Source organism: Pseudomonas sp. B5(2017), assembly GCF_002112825.1.
Lineage (GTDB): Bacteria > Pseudomonadota > Gammaproteobacteria > Pseudomonadales > Pseudomonadaceae > Aquipseudomonas > Aquipseudomonas putida_Z.
On record NZ_NEIR01000003.1, the window covers coordinates 197,723 to 215,636 of the forward strand.

The window sequence follows — 17,914 nt, forward strand, 5'->3', positions numbered from 1 at the left end:
GTTCTGTAGGGCTTGAATCACGGCAAAGCTCCCGGTTACGACATGGTCTGACCACCATCGATCGAAAAGTCGATGCCGGTGACGTAGCGCGCTTCGTCACTGGCCAGGTAGGCCACTGCGGCGGCGATCTCTTCGGGCTCGGCGATCGCCGAGAGCGGATAAAGCTTGCTCATCAGCTTTTCGTCGACATCGGCCGGGAATTGAATAGTGGCGTGGATATTGGTGTTGACTCCGCCCGGGCAGATTGCATTGGCGCGCACACCGGCCGACGCATACTCGACAGCCAGGCTTTGCGTCAACGCCACAACCGCGGCCTTGGAGGCGCAATAGGCAGCCAGGTAAGCCTGCCCTTGCTTGGCCGAAGCTGACGACATGTTGATGATATTGCCTTTGCTCGACACCAGCGCTGGCATGGCCGCCTGGGAGATGGCAAAGACGCTATCCAGGTTGATCAGCAGCATGCGCCGCCACAAGGCATCAGTCATATCCTTGAAATGCCAGCCGCCGGCGATGCCGGCGATGTTGCAAAGCACATCCAGCCGACTGTGTTGCGCCACTGCCTGTTTGACCATGGCCCGGCAGCTTTGCATATCGGTGGCATCGAAGGTGAAGCAGGCGACCTGTCGGCCATGCGCTTCACGCAGTTGGCCTGCGGCCACTTCCAGGCCGGCGGCGTTGATATCGGCCAGCAACAGGGTTGCACCCTCTTGAGCCAGACGCACCGCAGTGGCGCGGCCGATACCCGATGCCGCGCCCGTTACCAGCGCGACTTTGTCCTTGAAACGTTGCATGGCATGTTCCTCTATTTATTGTTATGGCCAACCGCTGCGTTGCTGGCTTTGCTGTAGTTCAATCAATCACCGAGTAGCCGCCGTCGACCACCAGGGTGTGCCCGGTGACATAGCTGGCAGCAGCGGAACACAGAAACAGGATCGGTTGCGCCATTTCTTCGGGCTGGGCCCAGCGGCGCAACGGAGTTTTATCACTTACCACTTTGGCCCAGTAGGGATTGTCGGCGTAAGTCGCTGTCATGGTGGTGCGCACCGAGCCTGCGGCGATGGCGTTGACCCGAATTCCGTGCTCGGCCCAACCCGCCGCAAGTGTCTTGGTCAACTGCACGATGCCGGCCTTGGCCGCACCATAGCCTGGCAAGTGCGGGCTGCCGAAGTAAGACATCATCGAGGCGATGTTGACGACGCACGCGCCGCTCTGCAGGGTACTTTGCGCCAGCCGGGGCTGGAGCGCCGTACTGAGTTGATAGACAGCATTTAGATTCACCTGCACTGCTTGGACGAAGTCTGCATCGGGCATCACGTGTCCAGCGTTGTTGATCAGGATGTCGACCGACTCGACCGTGCCGGCAAACGCCTTGATCGAAGCCGGATCATCCAGATGCAGCGTCTTGTACTCAAGGCCGCTCAGATCGCTGTCGCGATAATCTGCCGGACTTGGCCGCTGCCCGGTAATGGTCACCCTGGCACCAGCACTGGCAAAGGCTCTGGCAGTGGCCAGGCCAATGCCGCTGGTGCCGCCGGTGACGATAACGTTGACTCCACTGAACGCGAAGACGATACCGCTCATGCACAGCTCCTTATTGTCGATGCACCCCACAGCGATGTTTAGCCACCGGGGTACTGGCTAAGGCTTACTCAGGTGAGTATGCCCATATTGCGCAGGTGTTCGACAATACGCTCCGCCGCCGCCTCAGGCGAGAGGCTGGTGGTATCGATCCGCAGCTCAGGATTCTCCGGCGCTTCGTAAGGTGAATCGATGCCGGTGAAGTTCTTTAGGTCACCACGCCGTGCCTTCTTATACAGACCTTTGGGGTCACGCTCCTCGGCGACACCCAGTGGGGTATCGACGAACACTTCACAGAACTCACCCTCGCCGACCAGACTGCGGGCCATGTCGCGCTCGGTGCGAAACGGCGAGATGAACGAGACCAGGGTGATCAAACCCGCATCCAGCATAAGCTTGGACACTTCCGCGACCCGGCGAATATTTTCCACGCGGTCGGCCTCGGTGAAACCCAAATCGCGATTGAGGCCATGACGCACATTGTCGCCATCCAGCAGATAGGTGTGCTGGCCAAGAGCATGCAGGCGCTTCTCGACCAGATTGGCGATAGTCGATTTGCCTGCCCCGGACAGTCCGGTGAACCAGACCACAGCCGGGCGCTGGCCTTTGAGCTTGGCGTGAGCAGCCTTGTTGACCTCGATAGCCTGCCAGTGGATGTTCTGCGAGCGACGCAGGGCAAAATGCAGCATACCTGCGGCAACAGTGGTGTTCGTCATCCGGTCGATAATGATAAAGCTGCCCATGTCGCGGTTTTCGGCATAGGGGTCAAAGGCCACGGCCTGGTCAAGGCTCAAGTTGCAGACGCCAATTTCGTTGAGCTCGAGGGTTTTAGCCGCCAGTTGCTCCATGGTGTTGACGTTGACTTTGTATTTGGGCGCGGCGATGGTCATCGTCACCACTTTGGCGCCGATCTTCATCAGGTACTGACGCCCTGGTACCATTGGCTCATCGCTCATCCACACCAGGTTGGCTTCGAACTGGTCGGCCACCGACGCAGGCGCATCGACCGTGGTGATTGCGTCACCGCGGCTGATATCCACTTCATCGGCCAGAGTCAAAGTAATCGACTGGCCCGCCACCGCCACTGGCAGGTCACCGGAATAGGTGACGATGCGTTTGACGGTACTTTCCCTACCCGAAGGTAGCACCCGCACGCGGTCGCCAGGTTTGATCGCGCCGCCAAGGATGCGCCCGGAAAAGCCGCGGAAGTCCAGGTTGGGGCGGTTGACCCACTGCACCGGCATCCGGAATGGGCCACGGCTGAGCAGATCGTTGTCGAGCTCGACCGTTTCCAGGTAACCCATCAAGGTTGGGCCGTCGTACCAAGGCGTGTTTGCGCTCTTGTCGATGATGTTGTCGCCCTTGAGCGCCGACATCGGAATGGCCTGGAACTGCTCGATACCGATCTGCTGGGCGAACGCCCGGTATTCGCTGACGATTTCGTTGTAGCGAGCCTCGGAATAATCAACCATGTCCAGTTTGTTCACGGCCAATACTACGTGGCGAATGCCGATCAGCGAGACCAGGTAGCTGTGCCGGCGACTTTGGGTCAACACGCCGCGACGGGCATCGATCAGGATCACCGCAACGTCCGCGGTCGAAGCGCCAGTGATCATGTTGCGGGTGTACTGCTCGTGGCCAGGAGTATCGGCGACGATGAACTTGCGCCGGTCGGTAGAGAAGAACCGGTAAGCCACGTCGATGGTAATGCCCTGCTCCCGTTCAGCGCTCAGGCCGTCCACCAGCAAGGCGAAGTCAAGGTCGCCGCCTTGGGTGCCGACTTTCTTGGAGTCGGCTTCAAGGGCGCTCAGCTGGTCTTCAAAGAGCATCTTTGATTCGTACAACAGGCGTCCGATCAAGGTGCTCTTGCCGTCATCGACGCTGCCACAGGTGATGAAACGCAGGAGGCTCTTGTGCTGATGAGCAAGCAGATATTGTTCGATATCTTCGCCAATAAGGTCGGAAACGTGTGCCATCAGAAGTACCCCTCTTGTTTTTTCTTCTCCATCGAACCGCTGGAGTCGTGATCGATCATGCGGCCTTGGCGCTCTGAGGTTTTAGCCAGGAGCATTTCCTGAATGATCGCCGGCAGCGTTGCCGCTTCGCTTTCTACCGCACCGGTCAACGGGTAGCACCCCAAGGTGCGGAAGCGCACACTTTTCTGCATTGGCACTTCGCCCGGACGCAGCGGCATGCGCTCGTCATCGACCATGATCAAGGTGCCGTCACGCTCGACCACCGGACGCTCTTTGGCAAAGTACAGCGGTACCAGGTCAATGTTTTCCAAGTAGATGTACTGCCAGATGTCTAGCTCAGTCCAGTTCGAAAGCGGGAACACGCGGATACTCTCGCCTTTGCTTTTGCGCGAGTTGTAAAGCCGCCACAGCTCGGGGCGCTGCATTTTTGGATCCCATCGATGCTGTGAGGAGCGGAACGAGAAAATCCGTTCCTTGGCACGGGACTTTTCTTCGTCGCGGCGCGCACCACCGAAGGCGGTATCAAAACCGTACTTGTCCAGGGCCTGCTTCAGACCTTGGGTTTTCCAGATGTCGGTGTGTAGCGAGGAGCCGTGATCGAACGGGTTGATGTTCTGCTCAACGGCTTCGGGGTTGATGTGTACCAGCAGGTCAAGGCCAAGTTTCTCGGCAGTCTTGTCGCGAAACTCGATCATTTCGCGAAACTTCCAGGTGGTGTCCACATGGAGGAAACGGAACGGCGGTTTTGACGGATAGAAGGCTTTCATGGCGAGGTGCAACATCACCGAACTGTCCTTGCCGATCGAATACAGCATGACCGGGTTTTCACTGTCCGATACCGCTTCTCGCATGATATCGATGCTTTCAGCCTCCAGACGCTGCAAGTGCGTCAGGGTGGTGCTTGGCAGCACAATGGCCTCGTCGTGCAGCGACGCTTTGTTTTCAATCTTCATGCCCGAAATCACTCCTGGCTAATGACTACCCACGCCAGCACCTGAGCGTTCGCTTGAGCGATTCGCCGGCAACAGGCCGTTGAATAGAAATTACGGCAAGCCGCTAACCCATCCATCGTCCGTGTGGACTACCGCTGCGCGCTTTGTGAGGCCGCCTTGAGACAGTTGAATCTGACCGCGCAAGGTAGTCTGAACAGACGATTGCCGTCAGTGCAAAGCGCCCCACAGTTCTGGCCCTACCGCCAGTATCAAGAGGCAAAACCATGACGCTTGAATTTGTCGCTCGGGGCATTTGCGTAGAATCGTTGAGCAACGCCAGCGGGCTGTTCGCCACGTTGGGCTTTGCCCAGGCTGGCCCATCTCGCCCAATCACATGCAGCGCATTACCGGGCAGCTCGGAAGCCGGAGCGATGCCCGGCAGGTATCAAGTGCTGCGCGACGGCAAAGGCGTAGAGCTGATGCTGGTGGCATTTGATCACGCTGACCCGCGTAGCAATCGCCAGCGTCGCCCGAACAATCAATACGGGCTGACACACCTGGCATTCTGGGTCGAAGATCTCGAACAGGCGGCTGCTCGCTGGATCGCAGCGGGTGGCACTGCCCTCTGGCATACCCGCGCGTTGTTCCAGCAAGCCCAGGTGAGCCTGATGTACACTTGCGACACGGTGGGCACACGCATAGAACTGATGCAGCGACCTGCGGCTGGCAGCAGCTTTTCTCATTCAGGGCTGTGTACCCATGATCCTGCCCGCAGCCAGCAGTTTTATCAGGCGCTGGGTTTTACCGCAGGCGATCGGTTTGATTTGCAACACCACAGCGAATGGCTGGACATCATTAATGAGCTGGAGGACGTGCGCTTGTGCGCGCAGATGGTCGTCGATCACAAAGGCACTACGCTTGAGCTACTCGATATTCAGCACCCGGCATGCTCGGGCGAGCTGAATCGTCTTGCCTTGAACAGCTACGGCTTCAACTTCCTTGCTTTTCGTAGTACCAACCTTGAGCGTGCTGCCCGTTTGATCGAGGAACACGGCGGCGCCGTGCACTATCGGGCCGATGCCGCGGGTGCTCTGCATGGCCTGTCCTGTAGTGACCCGGATGGCGTGCGTCTGGAAATTGTTGCCGCCTAGCGGCACACTTCTACTCGGCGGATGCGCACCTTTGGGCAGTGGGGCGTACCCTGAGTACAAGAAGGATCACCCAGTAGATCAACAACGCCAGGCCAATCATGATGACAGCAGTGCCCCGCCCCAGATAGACAGCCAATGGTGCCAGTAACAGAGGGTTGAGGAAACTGCCGAGGAACATGCAACTGTACATCAGCCCCACGGCGCGGCCTCGCTGCGCTTCTTCGCACCGGTCCAGAACCAAATTGACCAGATAGGGCAGCAGCAGGCCCGAGCCGTATCCAGTGAGTGCACATCCTAATGCTGCCACCAGCGTCGGCGCCGACATGCCCACCACGACATGCCCTGCCGCCAGGCTCACCAACGCTAGCAAATACATCCTCGGGCTACCGAATCGGAGCGACAGTCGCCCGTACCCCGCCGCACCCAGGGTATTGAATAAGGCAGACATGGCGATGACTATCGCCACTACCGAGGGCTGTACGACACCCCGTTCGGCGAGCAGGAAAGACACTTGAGTGGAACTGGTGAAGACGCAGATGAACAAAGGCACAATGCCCAGCAACAGCCACACCATCGACCCCAGCGACGTCTGCCCGGCTGAACCAGCGGGCTCGCCAGCGTGTTGGTTGGTTTTGGGTATAAACACCAGCGCCATCACCAGCAGGGGCAAAGCCGCCAGATAGAATGCGAACGGTATCCGCCAGCCAAACACCTGCCCCAGATAACCGGCGGCCAGCATCGACATTAAGCCCACCAACGCGCCACAGGCTGACTGATAGCCGACCAAGCGGCTGCGCGCCTGTGGCTCGAAATACCGCGCGGTCAATGCCAAGGTCGCCGTGCCCAAGCCGGCAGCCATGATGCCGAGCAGGAAGCGGCTGCCAATCAGGCTCCACGGCTCAGCTAGGTACAACCCGCCTGAGCCGAGCAATGCATAGCCGGCGCAGGCAACCCACAGCAGCCGCGGCGCACCCCAGCGGTCGACCAGCCAACCCATCAGCGGGCCACCCAACATCAGACCGATACTAGGCACCATCATCACCAACTGCGCGACAAGGATGGCGTCGTCCGGATCACCGCCCAACTGCGCAGCCATCTGCGGCAATATAGGCGAGGCTACCGTATACAGCAGCGCCATTGCCGGAGAGCTGGCAAGCAGCACCCCGACCAATCCTCGACTGATAGCCATTATATGGGCCCCAAAGCCCGTACATTTTCAGGCCCCCAAATCGCGACCATGGAGATGATCAGCCCGTGCTCGTCGAAAGTGGCCATGTCCAGAGTGTCAACCTCGAAGGGTTCGGAGCTAGATGCGCAGATCGCGGTAAACGCGCAGGCTGCATGCCTGCCGCTGATACGCACCTGACCTTCCGCCACAAAACGAATGCTGCCGCCGACCTGGTGCAGGCTGGAGCGGAAAAACTCGGCGATCTGCTCTGGTCCGCGATAACAGACGCCAATCGGATCTTCCAGGACCCCGAGCGGGGAAAACAAGGCGACGATCCCAGGCACATCACCATCACCAAGGCACGCGGCATAGCGGGCGAATACTTCGCGGATCGATCTTGCGTCGAGCATTGTTTCTCCTGAGGGCTTAACCCTGTATTGAGTAGCCACCATCGACGACAAGGGTCTGCCCGGTGATGTACGCGGCAGCCTGGCTGGACAAGAAGAGCACCGGCCCTACCATGTCCGACGGCTGGCCTACCCTGCGCAGCGGCGTGCGTTGCAACAACGGTGCAAGCGCCTCGGCATCGCCAATATGCGCGGCAGTCATCGCTGTTTCGGTCAGGCCGGGAGCAATTGCATTGACCCGTATGCCCTGTGCGGCCCAGGCAATCGCCAAGGTTTTACACAGCTGCACCAGGCCTGCTTTGGCCGCGCCGTAACCAGGCACCTGCGCCTGCCCGAAAAACGAGGTCAGCGATGCGACCGCGATGATGCATCCTCCGCTTGCAGCACCGCTGCGACTCAATGGCGCGCGTAACGCTGCGGCCAGACGATAGAAACCTGCCAGGTTGACCCGCAGTGCGCTGTCGAACACATCGGGGTCGAACTCATCGCCCTGACTCGATGAAAGTGCAACACCCACGCAGTTGACCAGTACATCGAGGCGCTCGAACTCACGCGCAAACCGGTCAACCTGCTGGGAGCAGCTGATGTCCAGTTGTCGATAATTTGCAATTGGCTGGTGCGTAGCTGAATCGTAGCGCGGACCGGGATGTGTCCCGCTTACCCAGACATCGGCACCGGCCCGCCGATACGCTGCAGCCACTGCTGCGCCGATGCCGCCAGTACCGCCAGCCACCAGCACCCGTCGCCTGCTGAAGTCGAACTGAAAATCTGCCCCACTCTGCTCAGTCACCATCTCGGCCACCTCCCTCAGCAGGACCCCGGAGCCAGAGCCGGGGGCCTGCCATTACTGGTTTAGCGACCGGCGCGTGCAGCCGCCTCAGGGGTGAACATCGCAGGCGTCATGCCGCCAGCATTGAGCTTAGGGCCACCGCGGGTGGTGGTAATACGGTCTACCAGGTAAGCCCCCGAAGTGAGGTCTTGATGCGCGGCAATGCCGTAGTAGTAACCCTGAACCTCGTAGGCATACAGCCAGTTGGTCAGCACTGTGCGCCACAATTGGCCGCGGCTGTCGTACTCGTCAGCCATCACGCCGGCCCAGGTATCTTCGTTGACGTAGATCACCCGCTTGGCGTACTGGTGACGGTAGCCCGGTTTCAACGTGCCCTCGAGCACCCACACCCTCTGCTTTTCAAAGCGCATGCGCTCGGTGTTGATGTGGCCCTTGGTCTTGAGCAGTTCTTCGGCCGTGACTGAACTCTGGTGAATGCGGTAGCTGTTCCAGGGCGTAAAGATTTCCTTCTTGCCGGCGATTTTCCATTCGTAACGCTCAGGCGAGCCGTTGAACAAATGGTCATCATCCACGGTACGGAAGCCACCAGGGCCTTGCGGCATATCGAAGCCAAATGAAGGCAATTGGCGAACCCGACGTGTGCCTGGGTTGTATTGGTAGGCATCACGCGGCCGCTTCAGGTAGTTGAAGTAGTCACCTGCGACCAGCACTGAGCCCTTGTCGCGCTGCGGCAGTAAGGTCTTGACGAAGCACCAGGAGTTGACGCCGCCGTATGGCTTTTCATCAGAATCGGTTTTACGCCGCACATTCGGATCGTTGCGTGGCGACAGGCATCGCATATCAACCTCACCCCAGGCGATATTGCCATCTGGGTAAACCACAGCCTGTTGTTGAACAGAGGCTTCGGTCCAAGGCTGCAGCGAGGTATTGTTGAAGTTCCAGAACAGCTCAATACCTGATTTCGGCTCAGGGAATGGCACTGCGCCAGCGATCGCGACAATACCTTCGCCGCCATCAACCACCTTCGCATCCTTCGCGTTGGCCTTGGCAGACTCGCATACCCAGTCTGGGTAACGGAAGTCGCGATGGCTCGGATAAACCGGGATCTTGAAGGTATCGGGATATTTTTTCAGCAACGCCTGCTGACCGGGGGTAAGGTTGTCGGCGTACTGCGCCATGTTCTGCGCGGTAATCACTGCTAACGGCTTCTCATCGGCATAGGGATCTTGCCAATAGTTGCCGGTGCCGGCGAACTTGACTGTATCCGGAACCCCCAGCCACTTTCCTGAATACGCTGGGATCGAGCCATCGGCATTGCCCGCTTTCTGGGCACCTACACACGTCAGGCCTGCGTCATCCGCCCATGCAGCGGGTGCAAGACTAACGGCCAGGCAAGCAGCTACGGTTGCTGCACGCAAGGTAGTCATCGTCATGGTGAAACTCCTGCTGGTGAAGGGTTACAGGTCGTATTTGATGTTGAAGGCGACAAAGTCCCGGTCGGCGAGCGGACGCTCGATGGGGTCTGCCGAGCCCAGGAAGGCGTTGTAGGTGAGGCCGACTTCTAGGTTGCTCAAATACTTGAACTTGGCCCCGACGCTGGCGCGCGAATCGCCATCGCCACCGAAGCCGAAGGTGCCGACAGATGATTGATTGAACTGGCGACCGTAGCTCACCGGCACACTCAGGTCCCAGCCGCTGAAAACGTCCGGATAGGTAAAGGTCACCAGCATCTGGCCAACCTGCGCGGTGCGGTCGCCTGCCAGCCGGCCCTGGTCAATGCTGTTAACCCGTAGCGCCGCAACTTCGGCGGTCAGACTGGTCTGTGGCGCGATCCAGCTATTGCCCCACGTGCGGATGGTCGATATTTGCGCCTGGGTCGCCGAGCCACGGGCGACACCGACGGTTGTGCTGGCTAGTGGCAGGCCGTCTTTGTAGCTCAGCTCGCCGGAAACTTGCCATTCGCCCAAACGCGTGGAGATGCTGGCGCCCGTTAGGTCGATATCCTCGAAATACTTGATCGTGTAAGTGCCTGCAGCAGGGTTGAGCAGCACACTGGGCAAGCGGTCGTGGTAGCGCAAACGGTACAGGCCGAGCTGCGTGTTGGCTGTGAGCATGTAACGCACGCCCAGGCCCCACTGACCACTGTCACGCGCCTGATCATCAGCAGTGCGCTCAAGTTTGCCGACGCTGGCAAGATCACCTTGGCCAAAGCGGATGTAGCGCGCTCCAGCCCCAACCACATCGGTTGTCGAAAAATAGTCGCCCACTGGCGACAGCTCGTACGGATGATTCTTGAACTGGTAGTAGCTCAACAGCGTCCAGTCATTGAACGAGAGGCTTGCTGCAATCTGGCTCTCTGGTAGCAGCACTTCTTTGACTTCGGTACCGGGGACATTGCTCTTGGTCGCGTCAACCGGGCCTTGCACCGCTGAAATACCGGAGACGAACAGGCTCTCACCCCAGGCCACTACCTGATTACCTACCCGTACGTCATAGAAACTGCTGTCACCAAGGGCGCCACCGGTGTAGGCGTAGGCGTCAAGCAAACGGCTACGTGAGCCACTGCGATCGCGCGCCTGCGAAGAAAAGTGGTCTACCGGACCAAACTTGTTGATGGTGTCAGGGGAGTTGTTGTCATTCGAATCGTTGTAGGCGAAATCATAGAACGTCGAGCCCCGCAGCATGAAGCCGGTGCCATCGCGCGAGACGTTGACTTCGCCAATGGCGCTGATGCGGTTGTTGATGAGGCTGCCGCGATCGAAATTGTGATCACCGTCATCACCATTGATATTGTTGTTGATCAGCGCGTGGGCAGGTTTCTCCGCGCGTACGTTGAGGCCATAGTTGAAGGTCATGAGGTAATCGACATTGAAGCCGTCACCGAACTGGAAGTTGCCAGCCTGGGCGGCAGTGCTGCCCAGCACCACCAACGCGCCGGTGACTACCTGTGCCGTAAGACGAGCGCGCAGCCCGACACCTTCTGATTTGCAAGGACTAGCGTTCATTCGAGTTTTACCTCCGGGACCGTATTGAAGTTATTGTTCGCCCTGGAACGCTTGCCGGCCTATCAGCCGACAATGCCCCCTCCCGGGCACACGCCTGCAGCATTGCCGCGCAGGCGCCTGTCCAGTCAGGTGTCACTACTATTGCCTTGCCCCCTGCGCGTCACATCCCTCATTTGGACGAGGCGGTTCAGCGCCCATCAAACCTCGGCGGCCGCCTCGCTCGACTTCACGGTTGACTTGCGGAAATGCGGGATGACGTGCTCGCCAATGTTCCGAATGGTCTCGAGCTGCGCCTCTTGCGGGATCGTGCCCATCTGGCAGATGAACAGAATCTCATCGGCGCCGGCATCAATCAGGCGCTGCACGTAGCCAATGCAGTCGCTGACCGTGCCGTAGGCGTGGTTGGGGTTGAGCAGTTCAAGCGACGGATCGCTGAAGTCGACCGAGACTTTTTCCGAACCCCATGACGTGTTGAGCACAGTCTGGCCGCTGCCAGTAGTCGTAACGTCATCGTCCCAGGTGGATGGGTCAGGTTTTTCGCCGCCGGTGTACCAGTGCGCCAACGACTCGAGAAAGTAGCGCTGACCGCGAATGCCGATCTTGCGCGCTTTCTGTCCATCGGCCATCACAATGGCCGGGCACAGTGCCGCCAGGTGCTCGGTCGGCCGGAAGCCAACCTGGTCTTCGGCTTTGCGGTTGGCGAAGGCCTCGCGGTAGGTGGTGTTCTTCTTGGCTACTTCATCCGGGCCGCCGAAGCCCAATACTAACGCGCCCAGGCCGCGGCCGCCGGCAGTCGCCAGGCTGTTGGCATTGGTGCACGCCATGTACATCGGCGGATGCGGATACTGGAAAGGCTTGGGGTGAATGGGACGCCGAGGAATCTGCACAAATTCACCGTTGTGCTCGATCTCATCCTGAACAAACATCTTCGGGATCAGGTACATCATCTCGTCGATTTGCGGCTGCAGCTTGGTCAGGTCGTAGCCAAAGGTCCCGGCTTCCTGCTGGGTGCCGCCCTTGCCCATACCAAAATGCACGCGCCCCTTTGAAAGCAGGTCCAGCGTGGCAATGCGTTCCGCAACTTTGACCGGATGGTTCATCGCTGGTGGCAGGCAGACAACGCCGTGGCCGATGCCAATCCGCTCAGTCTTGCCAGCCAGGAAGGCCAGCAGGGTTTCCGGAGCACTGGAGTGCGAATAGTTGCTCAGTGCGGTGTGCTCGACCGCCCAGACCACATCAAAACCGAGCTTGTCGGCCAGCATTACCTGCTCGACGGTATCGTCGAACACCTTGCGGTCACCCTCGCGAGAGGAGTCAGTGGTCTGGGCTTCGTAGATCAAGGAAAATTTCATCGCATACTCTCCGGTTTTTCTTGGACGTAGTCCGCAAGCAGAGCCGCTGTCGGGGCACTTTTGCGAAGGCCAGGTGAGTATGGAGAGACTGAAATTGATCGCGCATCGTCCGACTGAAGTAGTCGATTTGGCTGCGGCGCAGGCGCCACAGGATGTGCCGGGGCGGACGCGGGACTGCGTCGAGCCCGGCACAACGTCTGTCAGGCGACAGCCTTGACCATATCCTCGATGACTTTCTTGGCGTCGCCGAACACCATCATGGTCTTGTCGAGGTAGAACAGTTCGTTGTCCAAACCGGCGTACCCGCTGGCCATCGAACGTTTATTGACGATGATGGTGCGGGCCTTGAATGCTTCGAGGATCGGCATGCCGGCAATCGGCGATTTAGGGTCGTTCTTGGCCGCAGGGTTGACCACGTCGTTCGCCCCCAGCACCAATACTACATCCGCCTGGCCGAACTCGGCATTGATGTCCTCCATCTCGAACACTTGGTCGTAGGGCACTTCGGCCTCAGCCAGCAGCACGTTCATATGCCCTGGCATGCGCCCTGCGACCGGATGGATGGCATAGCGAACGGTCACGCCGTTGTGAGTCAGCTTCTCAGTCAGTTCCTTCAAGGCGTGTTGGGCACGCGCAACCGCCAGGCCATAACCGGGCACGATGATTACGCTATCAGCGTTACTGAGTAGGAAGGTAGCGTCATCGGCAGAGCCTGCTTTTACCGGTCGGGCTTCTTTATCCTGGCTGCTGCCAGCACCGTCCACTGCGCCTCCGAAACCACCCAGAATCACATTGAAGAATGAACGGTTCATCGCCTTGCACATGATGTACGAAAGAATCGCACCCGAAGACCCGACCAGCGAACCGGCAATGATCAGCATCGAATTGTTCAGCGAGAAACCGATGCCTGCAGCGGCCCAGCCGGAATAGCTATTGAGCATCGACACTACTACAGGCATGTCCGCCCCGCCGATAGGGATAATGATCAGCACACCAATCACAAATGACAGCGCAAGCAATAAGATGAACGCGTGAAACTGCCCTGTCAGAGTGAAGTAGGTGCCAAGCCCGACGATGGTCAGACCGAGCCCCAGGTTGACCAGATGCTGCCCTGCAAATTGCACCGGTGCGCCCTGGAACAAGCGGAACTTGTACTTACCTGACAACTTGCCGAAGGCAATGACAGACCCGGAGAATGTGATCGCACCGATTGCCGCGCCCAGGAACAGCTCCATACGGTTGCCGACAGGGATCGGTTGGCCATATGCCGCGACGATTCCCAATGATTGCGGTTCGAGCACTGCAGTGACAGCGATCAGCACCGCCGCAAGGCCGATCATGCTGTGCATGAAGGCAACCAGTTCTGGCATCTTGGTCATTTCTACACGCTTGGCCATGAAGGTGCCGATCGTTCCACCCAACAACAGCCCCACGCCCACATAACCAATACCGGCCATTACGCTGCCATTGCTTACTGCGGAGGCGCCGAGTTTGTAGGTCAAGCCGACGGTGGTCAACACCGACAGCAGCATACCGAGCATGCCGAACAGGTTGCCGCGCCGCGAAGTAGTGGGATGGGACAGGCCCTTAAGTGCCTGGATGAAGCATACCGACGCAATCAGGTAGAGGACTGTGACAAGATTCATGCTCATGCTTGTTTTGCTCCGTCGCTGCGGTCTTTTTTCTTGAACATTTCCAGCATGCGCCGCGTCACCAGGAAGCCACCAAACACGTTGACTGCTGCCAACGTCACCGCGAGAGTACCCATGAACTTGCCGGCAGCAGTGACCGTCAGCGCAGCGGCCAGCATGGCGCCCACGATCACGATCGCGGAGATGGCGTTGGTCACAGCCATAAGCGGGGTATGCAGGGCGGGCGTTACATTCCAGACCACGTGATAGCCGACGTAGATGGCCAACACGAAAATGATCAGATTGTAAACACCATGTGAAATCAGCATATCGTCCATAGCAGTCTCCTCAGACGTTTTTGCGCACGACCACACCGTCGCGGCACATCAGGCATGCAGCGACAATATCGTCGTCCAGGTTGATGGTTAATTGACCGTTCTGATCCAACAGCAGCTTGAGGAAGTCGAACAGGTTACGGCCATAAAGCGCCGAGGCGTCCGCGCTGACCTGCGCGGAAAGATTGGTCGGCCCAACGATGGTCACGCCATGCTCGATCCTCACTTCGTCTGGCACGGTCAATGGACAATTCCCGCCTTGTGCGGCGGCCAGATCGATAACCACCGAACCGGGTTTCATCTGGGCCACGGTTTCGCAGCTCAGCAGCGTCGGCGCCTTGCGACCAGGGATCAGGGCTGTGGTGATGATGATGTCAGCCTGTTTGGCTCGTTCGTGCACGGCCTGAGCCTGGCGGGCCATCCAGCTGGCGGGCATTGGTCGGGCATAGCCACCTACGCCTTCAGCACATTCGCGCTCCTCGGCCGTTTCAAAAGGTACATCGACGAACTTGGCACCCAATGACTCGATCTGCTCCTTGACCGCCGGTCGCACATCGGATGCCTCGATCACCGCACCCAATCGCTTCGCCGTGGCGATCGCCTGTAACCCGGCGACGCCGGCGCCAAGCACCAGTACCCGTGCCGCCTTGACCGTACCGGCAGCCGTCATCAGCATCGGCATGAAGCGCGGGTAATGATGAGCGGCCAACAGCACGGCCTTGTAGCCGGCAATATTGGCCTGCGAAGACAGCACATCCAGGCTCTGAGCCCTTGAAGTACGAGGCGCGGCCTCCAGCGAGAAGGCAGTGATCCCGCGATTGGCCATACGGGCAATATTGTCGGAGTCAAACGGGTTCAACATGCCAATCAGCAGCGCACCGGGCTCGATCATGCCCAATTCATCGTTGCTCGGCGCTGCGACCTTTAGGATCACCTTGGCGCGATAGACCTCCTCCGCCTTTACAGTCTTTGCCCCAACAGCCTCAAAGGCGCTATCGGCAATGCTGGCGCCGCCCCCTGCGCCCTGCTCTACAAACACCTCATGGCCAAGGCCAATGAGCCTTTTCAAGGTTTCAGGGGTTGCCGCCACACGTGTCTCGCCGGGAGCGGTTTCTCTGGGTATTCCGATATGCATAGGGCCCTCGCCTAGTTTGTTTGCAGTGCACAGAGCCACGCCGACGCCCCAAGGCGTCAGCGAGACTGTGAAAGTGGAGAAAACGGATCAATGTGCGGTGGTAATCGCCTGGCGAATTCGAGGCTTCGCCCTACCGACATTCAACCAACTGGCAAATGCTGGCAGCAGCAAGATGGCACCCAGCATGTTCACCAGGAACATGAACGCCAGCAGGATGCCCATGTCGGCCTGGAATTTGAGGCTCGACAATGCCCAAGTGGCAACGCCGACCGACATGGTCACCGCAGTAAACACCGCAGCAGTACCGCGCTGTCGCATCGCTTCATAGAAGCTACTGCGCAAATCCCTACCTTGCTCAAGCTGGTGCTTGATGCTCTCGAACAGGTAGATCCCATAATCGACGCCCACTCCTACACCCAGTGCAATTACCGGCAAGGTGGCAACCTTCAGGCCTATTCCTAGCTGCGCCATCAATGCGTTGCACAGGATCGATACCACGGCCAGCGGCATGATGATGCATAGCACCGCTCGCCATGAACGAAACGTCAGCAGACAAAGCAAGGTGATGGCACTAAAGATCGAGGCCAGCATGACGATCTCGGCCTCCTCTACAGCCTCGTTGGTGGCCGCCATCACGCCGGCATTACCGCCCGCGAGGCGGAAGGCCTTGTCGATATGAAACTCCACCTCGCCGCCTGCGGGATCCTTTTGCGATTGTTCAGCGATGTACCGCTTGATCTCATGTGTCAGGTGATCAAGGGTCGCGCCTTGATGATCTCGGGTGTATATCAACACCTGCATGGCCGTGCAGCCATCGGTGTTCAAACCCAAGTCCGGATTATAGGCAGCAGAGCCCTGCTGCAGCGCCTGGCTGTCGCGAGGCAGCGCAGACCATCGTGGGTTGCCTTCGTTGTTCGCTGCGATACCGACCTTGGCCAGGTCTGGCACACTGACTACAGACTGCACCCCATGCACACCCCGCAGAAACAGCTCGAAGCGGTCAACATTGTTCATGACTGAATAATAAAGACAGGCATCACCGTCAAAGCCCTTGGCTTCCACTATTACACTCAGCACATCCACGCCAATGGTGTAATGGCTGACGATTGCGTCGTTGTCCTGGTTGTAGCGTGAATCACTGCGCAACTCCGGCGCGCCGCTGCCGATATCACCTACGGTCAAATGCCGGGACTCGACCGCACCAACCGCCAGCAAGCCCAGCCACACTGCGAATACAGCAAGCGCCGGGCCTGGCTTCGTCACCGCCGACAATGTCCACCAAAGGCGGTGGCGCTCACCGGACCTAGGTGCGTTGCGGTATGCCGTGGGTTCCAGATGCATTTTGGCCAACAGTAGAGGCAACATCATCTTGTTGGTAATGATCATCAGCAGCACACCTAGGCACGCTGTGATGCCCAACTCGCGCACGCTGGCGATGTCGATACGCATGATCACGGCGAACCCGAGAGCATTGGTCAGCAGCGCCAATGCACCAGGAATGAACAGCCGCCTGAACGCCAGTTGCGCAGCAGCCGGTGCTGCGACTCCCTCTAATACCAGTTGTTTCCAGGTATTGGTCATCTGCACCGCATGGGACACGCCGATGGAAAAGATAAGGAACGGCACCAGAATCGACAACGGATCAATGCCATAGCCCATCAAGGGCAGGATTCCGAGCAACCAGATCACCGGCAGCAAGGCGACCGCCAGAGTTAGCGCCGTCAGCCGCACCGAGCGGCAGTATGCGTACAGCAACAGCGCGGTAATGACGAACGCCAAGGCAAAAAACGCAACTACCCCTAGCAGGCCGTCGACGATTTCCCCGATCAGCACGGGGAAGCCAATAATGTTGATCTCTATGTGCTGGCCGCTGAACTTCTGCCGAACCTTCTCCAAAGCCACGGCGACTTGGTGATAGTCGACCTTTTCACCGGTCTGCGGGTTGATCTCCTGAAGGTCCGCTCTGATTAGCGCACCTTTGAGGTCGGTCTGCACCAGGCGCCCGATTACCCCGGCACGCGCCACGTTACGTCGTACCAGGGCAACGTCCTCCGGGCTCGCGGAAAACCGAGCTGGCACCACCACATCGCCATAAAATCCTTCTTCGGTGACTTCGATGAAACGCGTATCAGGAGTGAACAGCGAAGAGACACGAGTGCGGTCCACGCCCGGAATGAAGAACACTTCATCGGTTGCCTCACGCAATGCTTGCAGGAACTCCTTGTTGTACATGTCACCTTCACCTGTCCAGCGCAGGTTGACCAACACCCGGTTGGCACCAGGGAACACCTTGAGGTAGTCGGTGAAGGTCTGCATGTACGGATGTTGCAGCGGAATCATCTTGTAGAAGCCCGGATCGAGCTTGATCCGAGTGGCAGTAGCGGCGAACGCTAGCGTAAGCAGGATGAACAGCCACATCAGCCAGCGGCGGTTGGCCATCAGCAGGTCGGCACA

General features: G+C 58.8%; 15 protein-coding genes. 1 reads left to right on the forward strand and 14 read right to left on the reverse strand.

What is annotated here, in order from left to right:
- Positions 1-35 precede the first annotated feature (35 nt).
- The 4 genes from CAG00_RS05955 to cysD all read right to left on the reverse strand — a co-directional run bounded on the left by CAG00_RS05955 (position 36) and on the right by cysD (position 4,507).
- Positions 36-791, reverse strand: a complete 756-nt coding sequence (locus CAG00_RS05955) for an SDR family NAD(P)-dependent oxidoreductase (RefSeq protein ID WP_085663743.1) — start codon at positions 789-791, stop codon at positions 36-38.
- A 58-nt stretch (positions 792-849) separates the two neighbouring features.
- The gene (locus tag CAG00_RS05960; RefSeq protein WP_085663744.1) at positions 850-1,581 is read right to left on the reverse strand and encodes an SDR family NAD(P)-dependent oxidoreductase; all 732 of its coding nucleotides are present in this window, start codon (positions 1,579-1,581) and stop codon (positions 850-852) included.
- Between the two features lie 68 nt (positions 1,582-1,649).
- Entirely contained in the window at positions 1,650-3,554 is a 1,905-nt protein-coding gene (gene cysN / locus CAG00_RS05965; RefSeq protein ID WP_085663745.1) for a sulfate adenylyltransferase subunit CysN, read from the reverse strand.
- A complete protein-coding gene (gene cysD, locus CAG00_RS05970; protein ID WP_085663746.1) occupies positions 3,554-4,507 on the reverse strand; it encodes a sulfate adenylyltransferase subunit CysD in 954 nt (317 codons plus the stop codon). Before cysD ends, cysN begins: the two co-directional genes overlap by 1 nt.
- 263 nt (positions 4,508-4,770) lie before the next feature.
- Between cysD and CAG00_RS05975 the strand changes: the two genes are divergently transcribed.
- Positions 4,771-5,637: a VOC family protein gene (locus tag CAG00_RS05975; protein WP_085663747.1), complete on the forward strand. Its 867-nt coding sequence runs from the start codon at positions 4,771-4,773 to the stop codon at positions 5,635-5,637.
- Positions 5,638-5,647: 10 nt separating this feature from the next.
- On the opposite strand, the gene CAG00_RS05980 is transcribed toward CAG00_RS05975, so the two are convergent.
- The 10 genes from CAG00_RS05980 to CAG00_RS06025 form a co-directional block, all read right to left on the reverse strand.
- Positions 5,648-6,826 carry an MFS transporter gene (locus tag CAG00_RS05980; protein WP_085663748.1) on the reverse strand — a complete coding sequence of 393 codons (1,179 nt, stop codon included), beginning with the start codon at positions 6,824-6,826 and terminating at the stop codon, positions 5,648-5,650.
- Positions 6,826-7,215, reverse strand: coding sequence for a nuclear transport factor 2 family protein (locus CAG00_RS05985; protein WP_158091143.1), 390 nt, complete (start codon positions 7,213-7,215; stop codon positions 6,826-6,828). Before CAG00_RS05985 ends, CAG00_RS05980 begins: the two co-directional genes overlap by 1 nt.
- A gap of 16 nt (positions 7,216-7,231) precedes the next feature.
- Positions 7,232-8,005 carry an SDR family NAD(P)-dependent oxidoreductase gene (locus CAG00_RS05990; protein ID WP_085663750.1) on the reverse strand — a complete coding sequence of 258 codons (774 nt, stop codon included), beginning with the start codon at positions 8,003-8,005 and terminating at the stop codon, positions 7,232-7,234.
- Between the two features lie 59 nt (positions 8,006-8,064).
- Positions 8,065-9,435: a DUF1329 domain-containing protein gene (locus tag CAG00_RS05995; RefSeq protein ID WP_085663751.1), complete on the reverse strand. Its 1,371-nt coding sequence runs from the start codon at positions 9,433-9,435 to the stop codon at positions 8,065-8,067.
- A gap of 24 nt (positions 9,436-9,459) precedes the next feature.
- Positions 9,460-11,007 carry a DUF1302 domain-containing protein gene (locus CAG00_RS06000; RefSeq protein WP_085663752.1) on the reverse strand — a complete coding sequence of 516 codons (1,548 nt, stop codon included), beginning with the start codon at positions 11,005-11,007 and terminating at the stop codon, positions 9,460-9,462.
- Positions 11,008-11,204: 197 nt separating this feature from the next.
- Positions 11,205-12,359, reverse strand: a complete 1,155-nt coding sequence (locus tag CAG00_RS06005) for an LLM class flavin-dependent oxidoreductase (RefSeq protein WP_085663753.1) — start codon at positions 12,357-12,359, stop codon at positions 11,205-11,207.
- 200 nt (positions 12,360-12,559) lie between these two features.
- Complete coding sequence (locus CAG00_RS06010) at positions 12,560-14,011, reverse strand: NAD(P)(+) transhydrogenase (Re/Si-specific) subunit beta (protein WP_085663754.1); 1,452 nt, start codon at positions 14,009-14,011, stop codon at positions 12,560-12,562.
- Positions 14,008-14,328: an NAD(P) transhydrogenase subunit alpha gene (locus CAG00_RS06015; RefSeq protein WP_085663755.1), complete on the reverse strand. Its 321-nt coding sequence runs from the start codon at positions 14,326-14,328 to the stop codon at positions 14,008-14,010. Before CAG00_RS06015 ends, CAG00_RS06010 begins: the two co-directional genes overlap by 4 nt.
- Positions 14,329-14,338: 10 nt before the next feature.
- Positions 14,339-15,460, reverse strand: a complete 1,122-nt coding sequence (locus tag CAG00_RS06020) for a Re/Si-specific NAD(P)(+) transhydrogenase subunit alpha (RefSeq protein WP_085663756.1) — start codon at positions 15,458-15,460, stop codon at positions 14,339-14,341.
- 87 nt (positions 15,461-15,547) lie between these two features.
- Positions 15,548-17,899 carry an RND family transporter gene (locus tag CAG00_RS06025; RefSeq protein WP_085663915.1) on the reverse strand — a complete coding sequence of 784 codons (2,352 nt, stop codon included), beginning with the start codon at positions 17,897-17,899 and terminating at the stop codon, positions 15,548-15,550.
- Positions 17,900-17,914 lie beyond the last annotated feature (15 nt).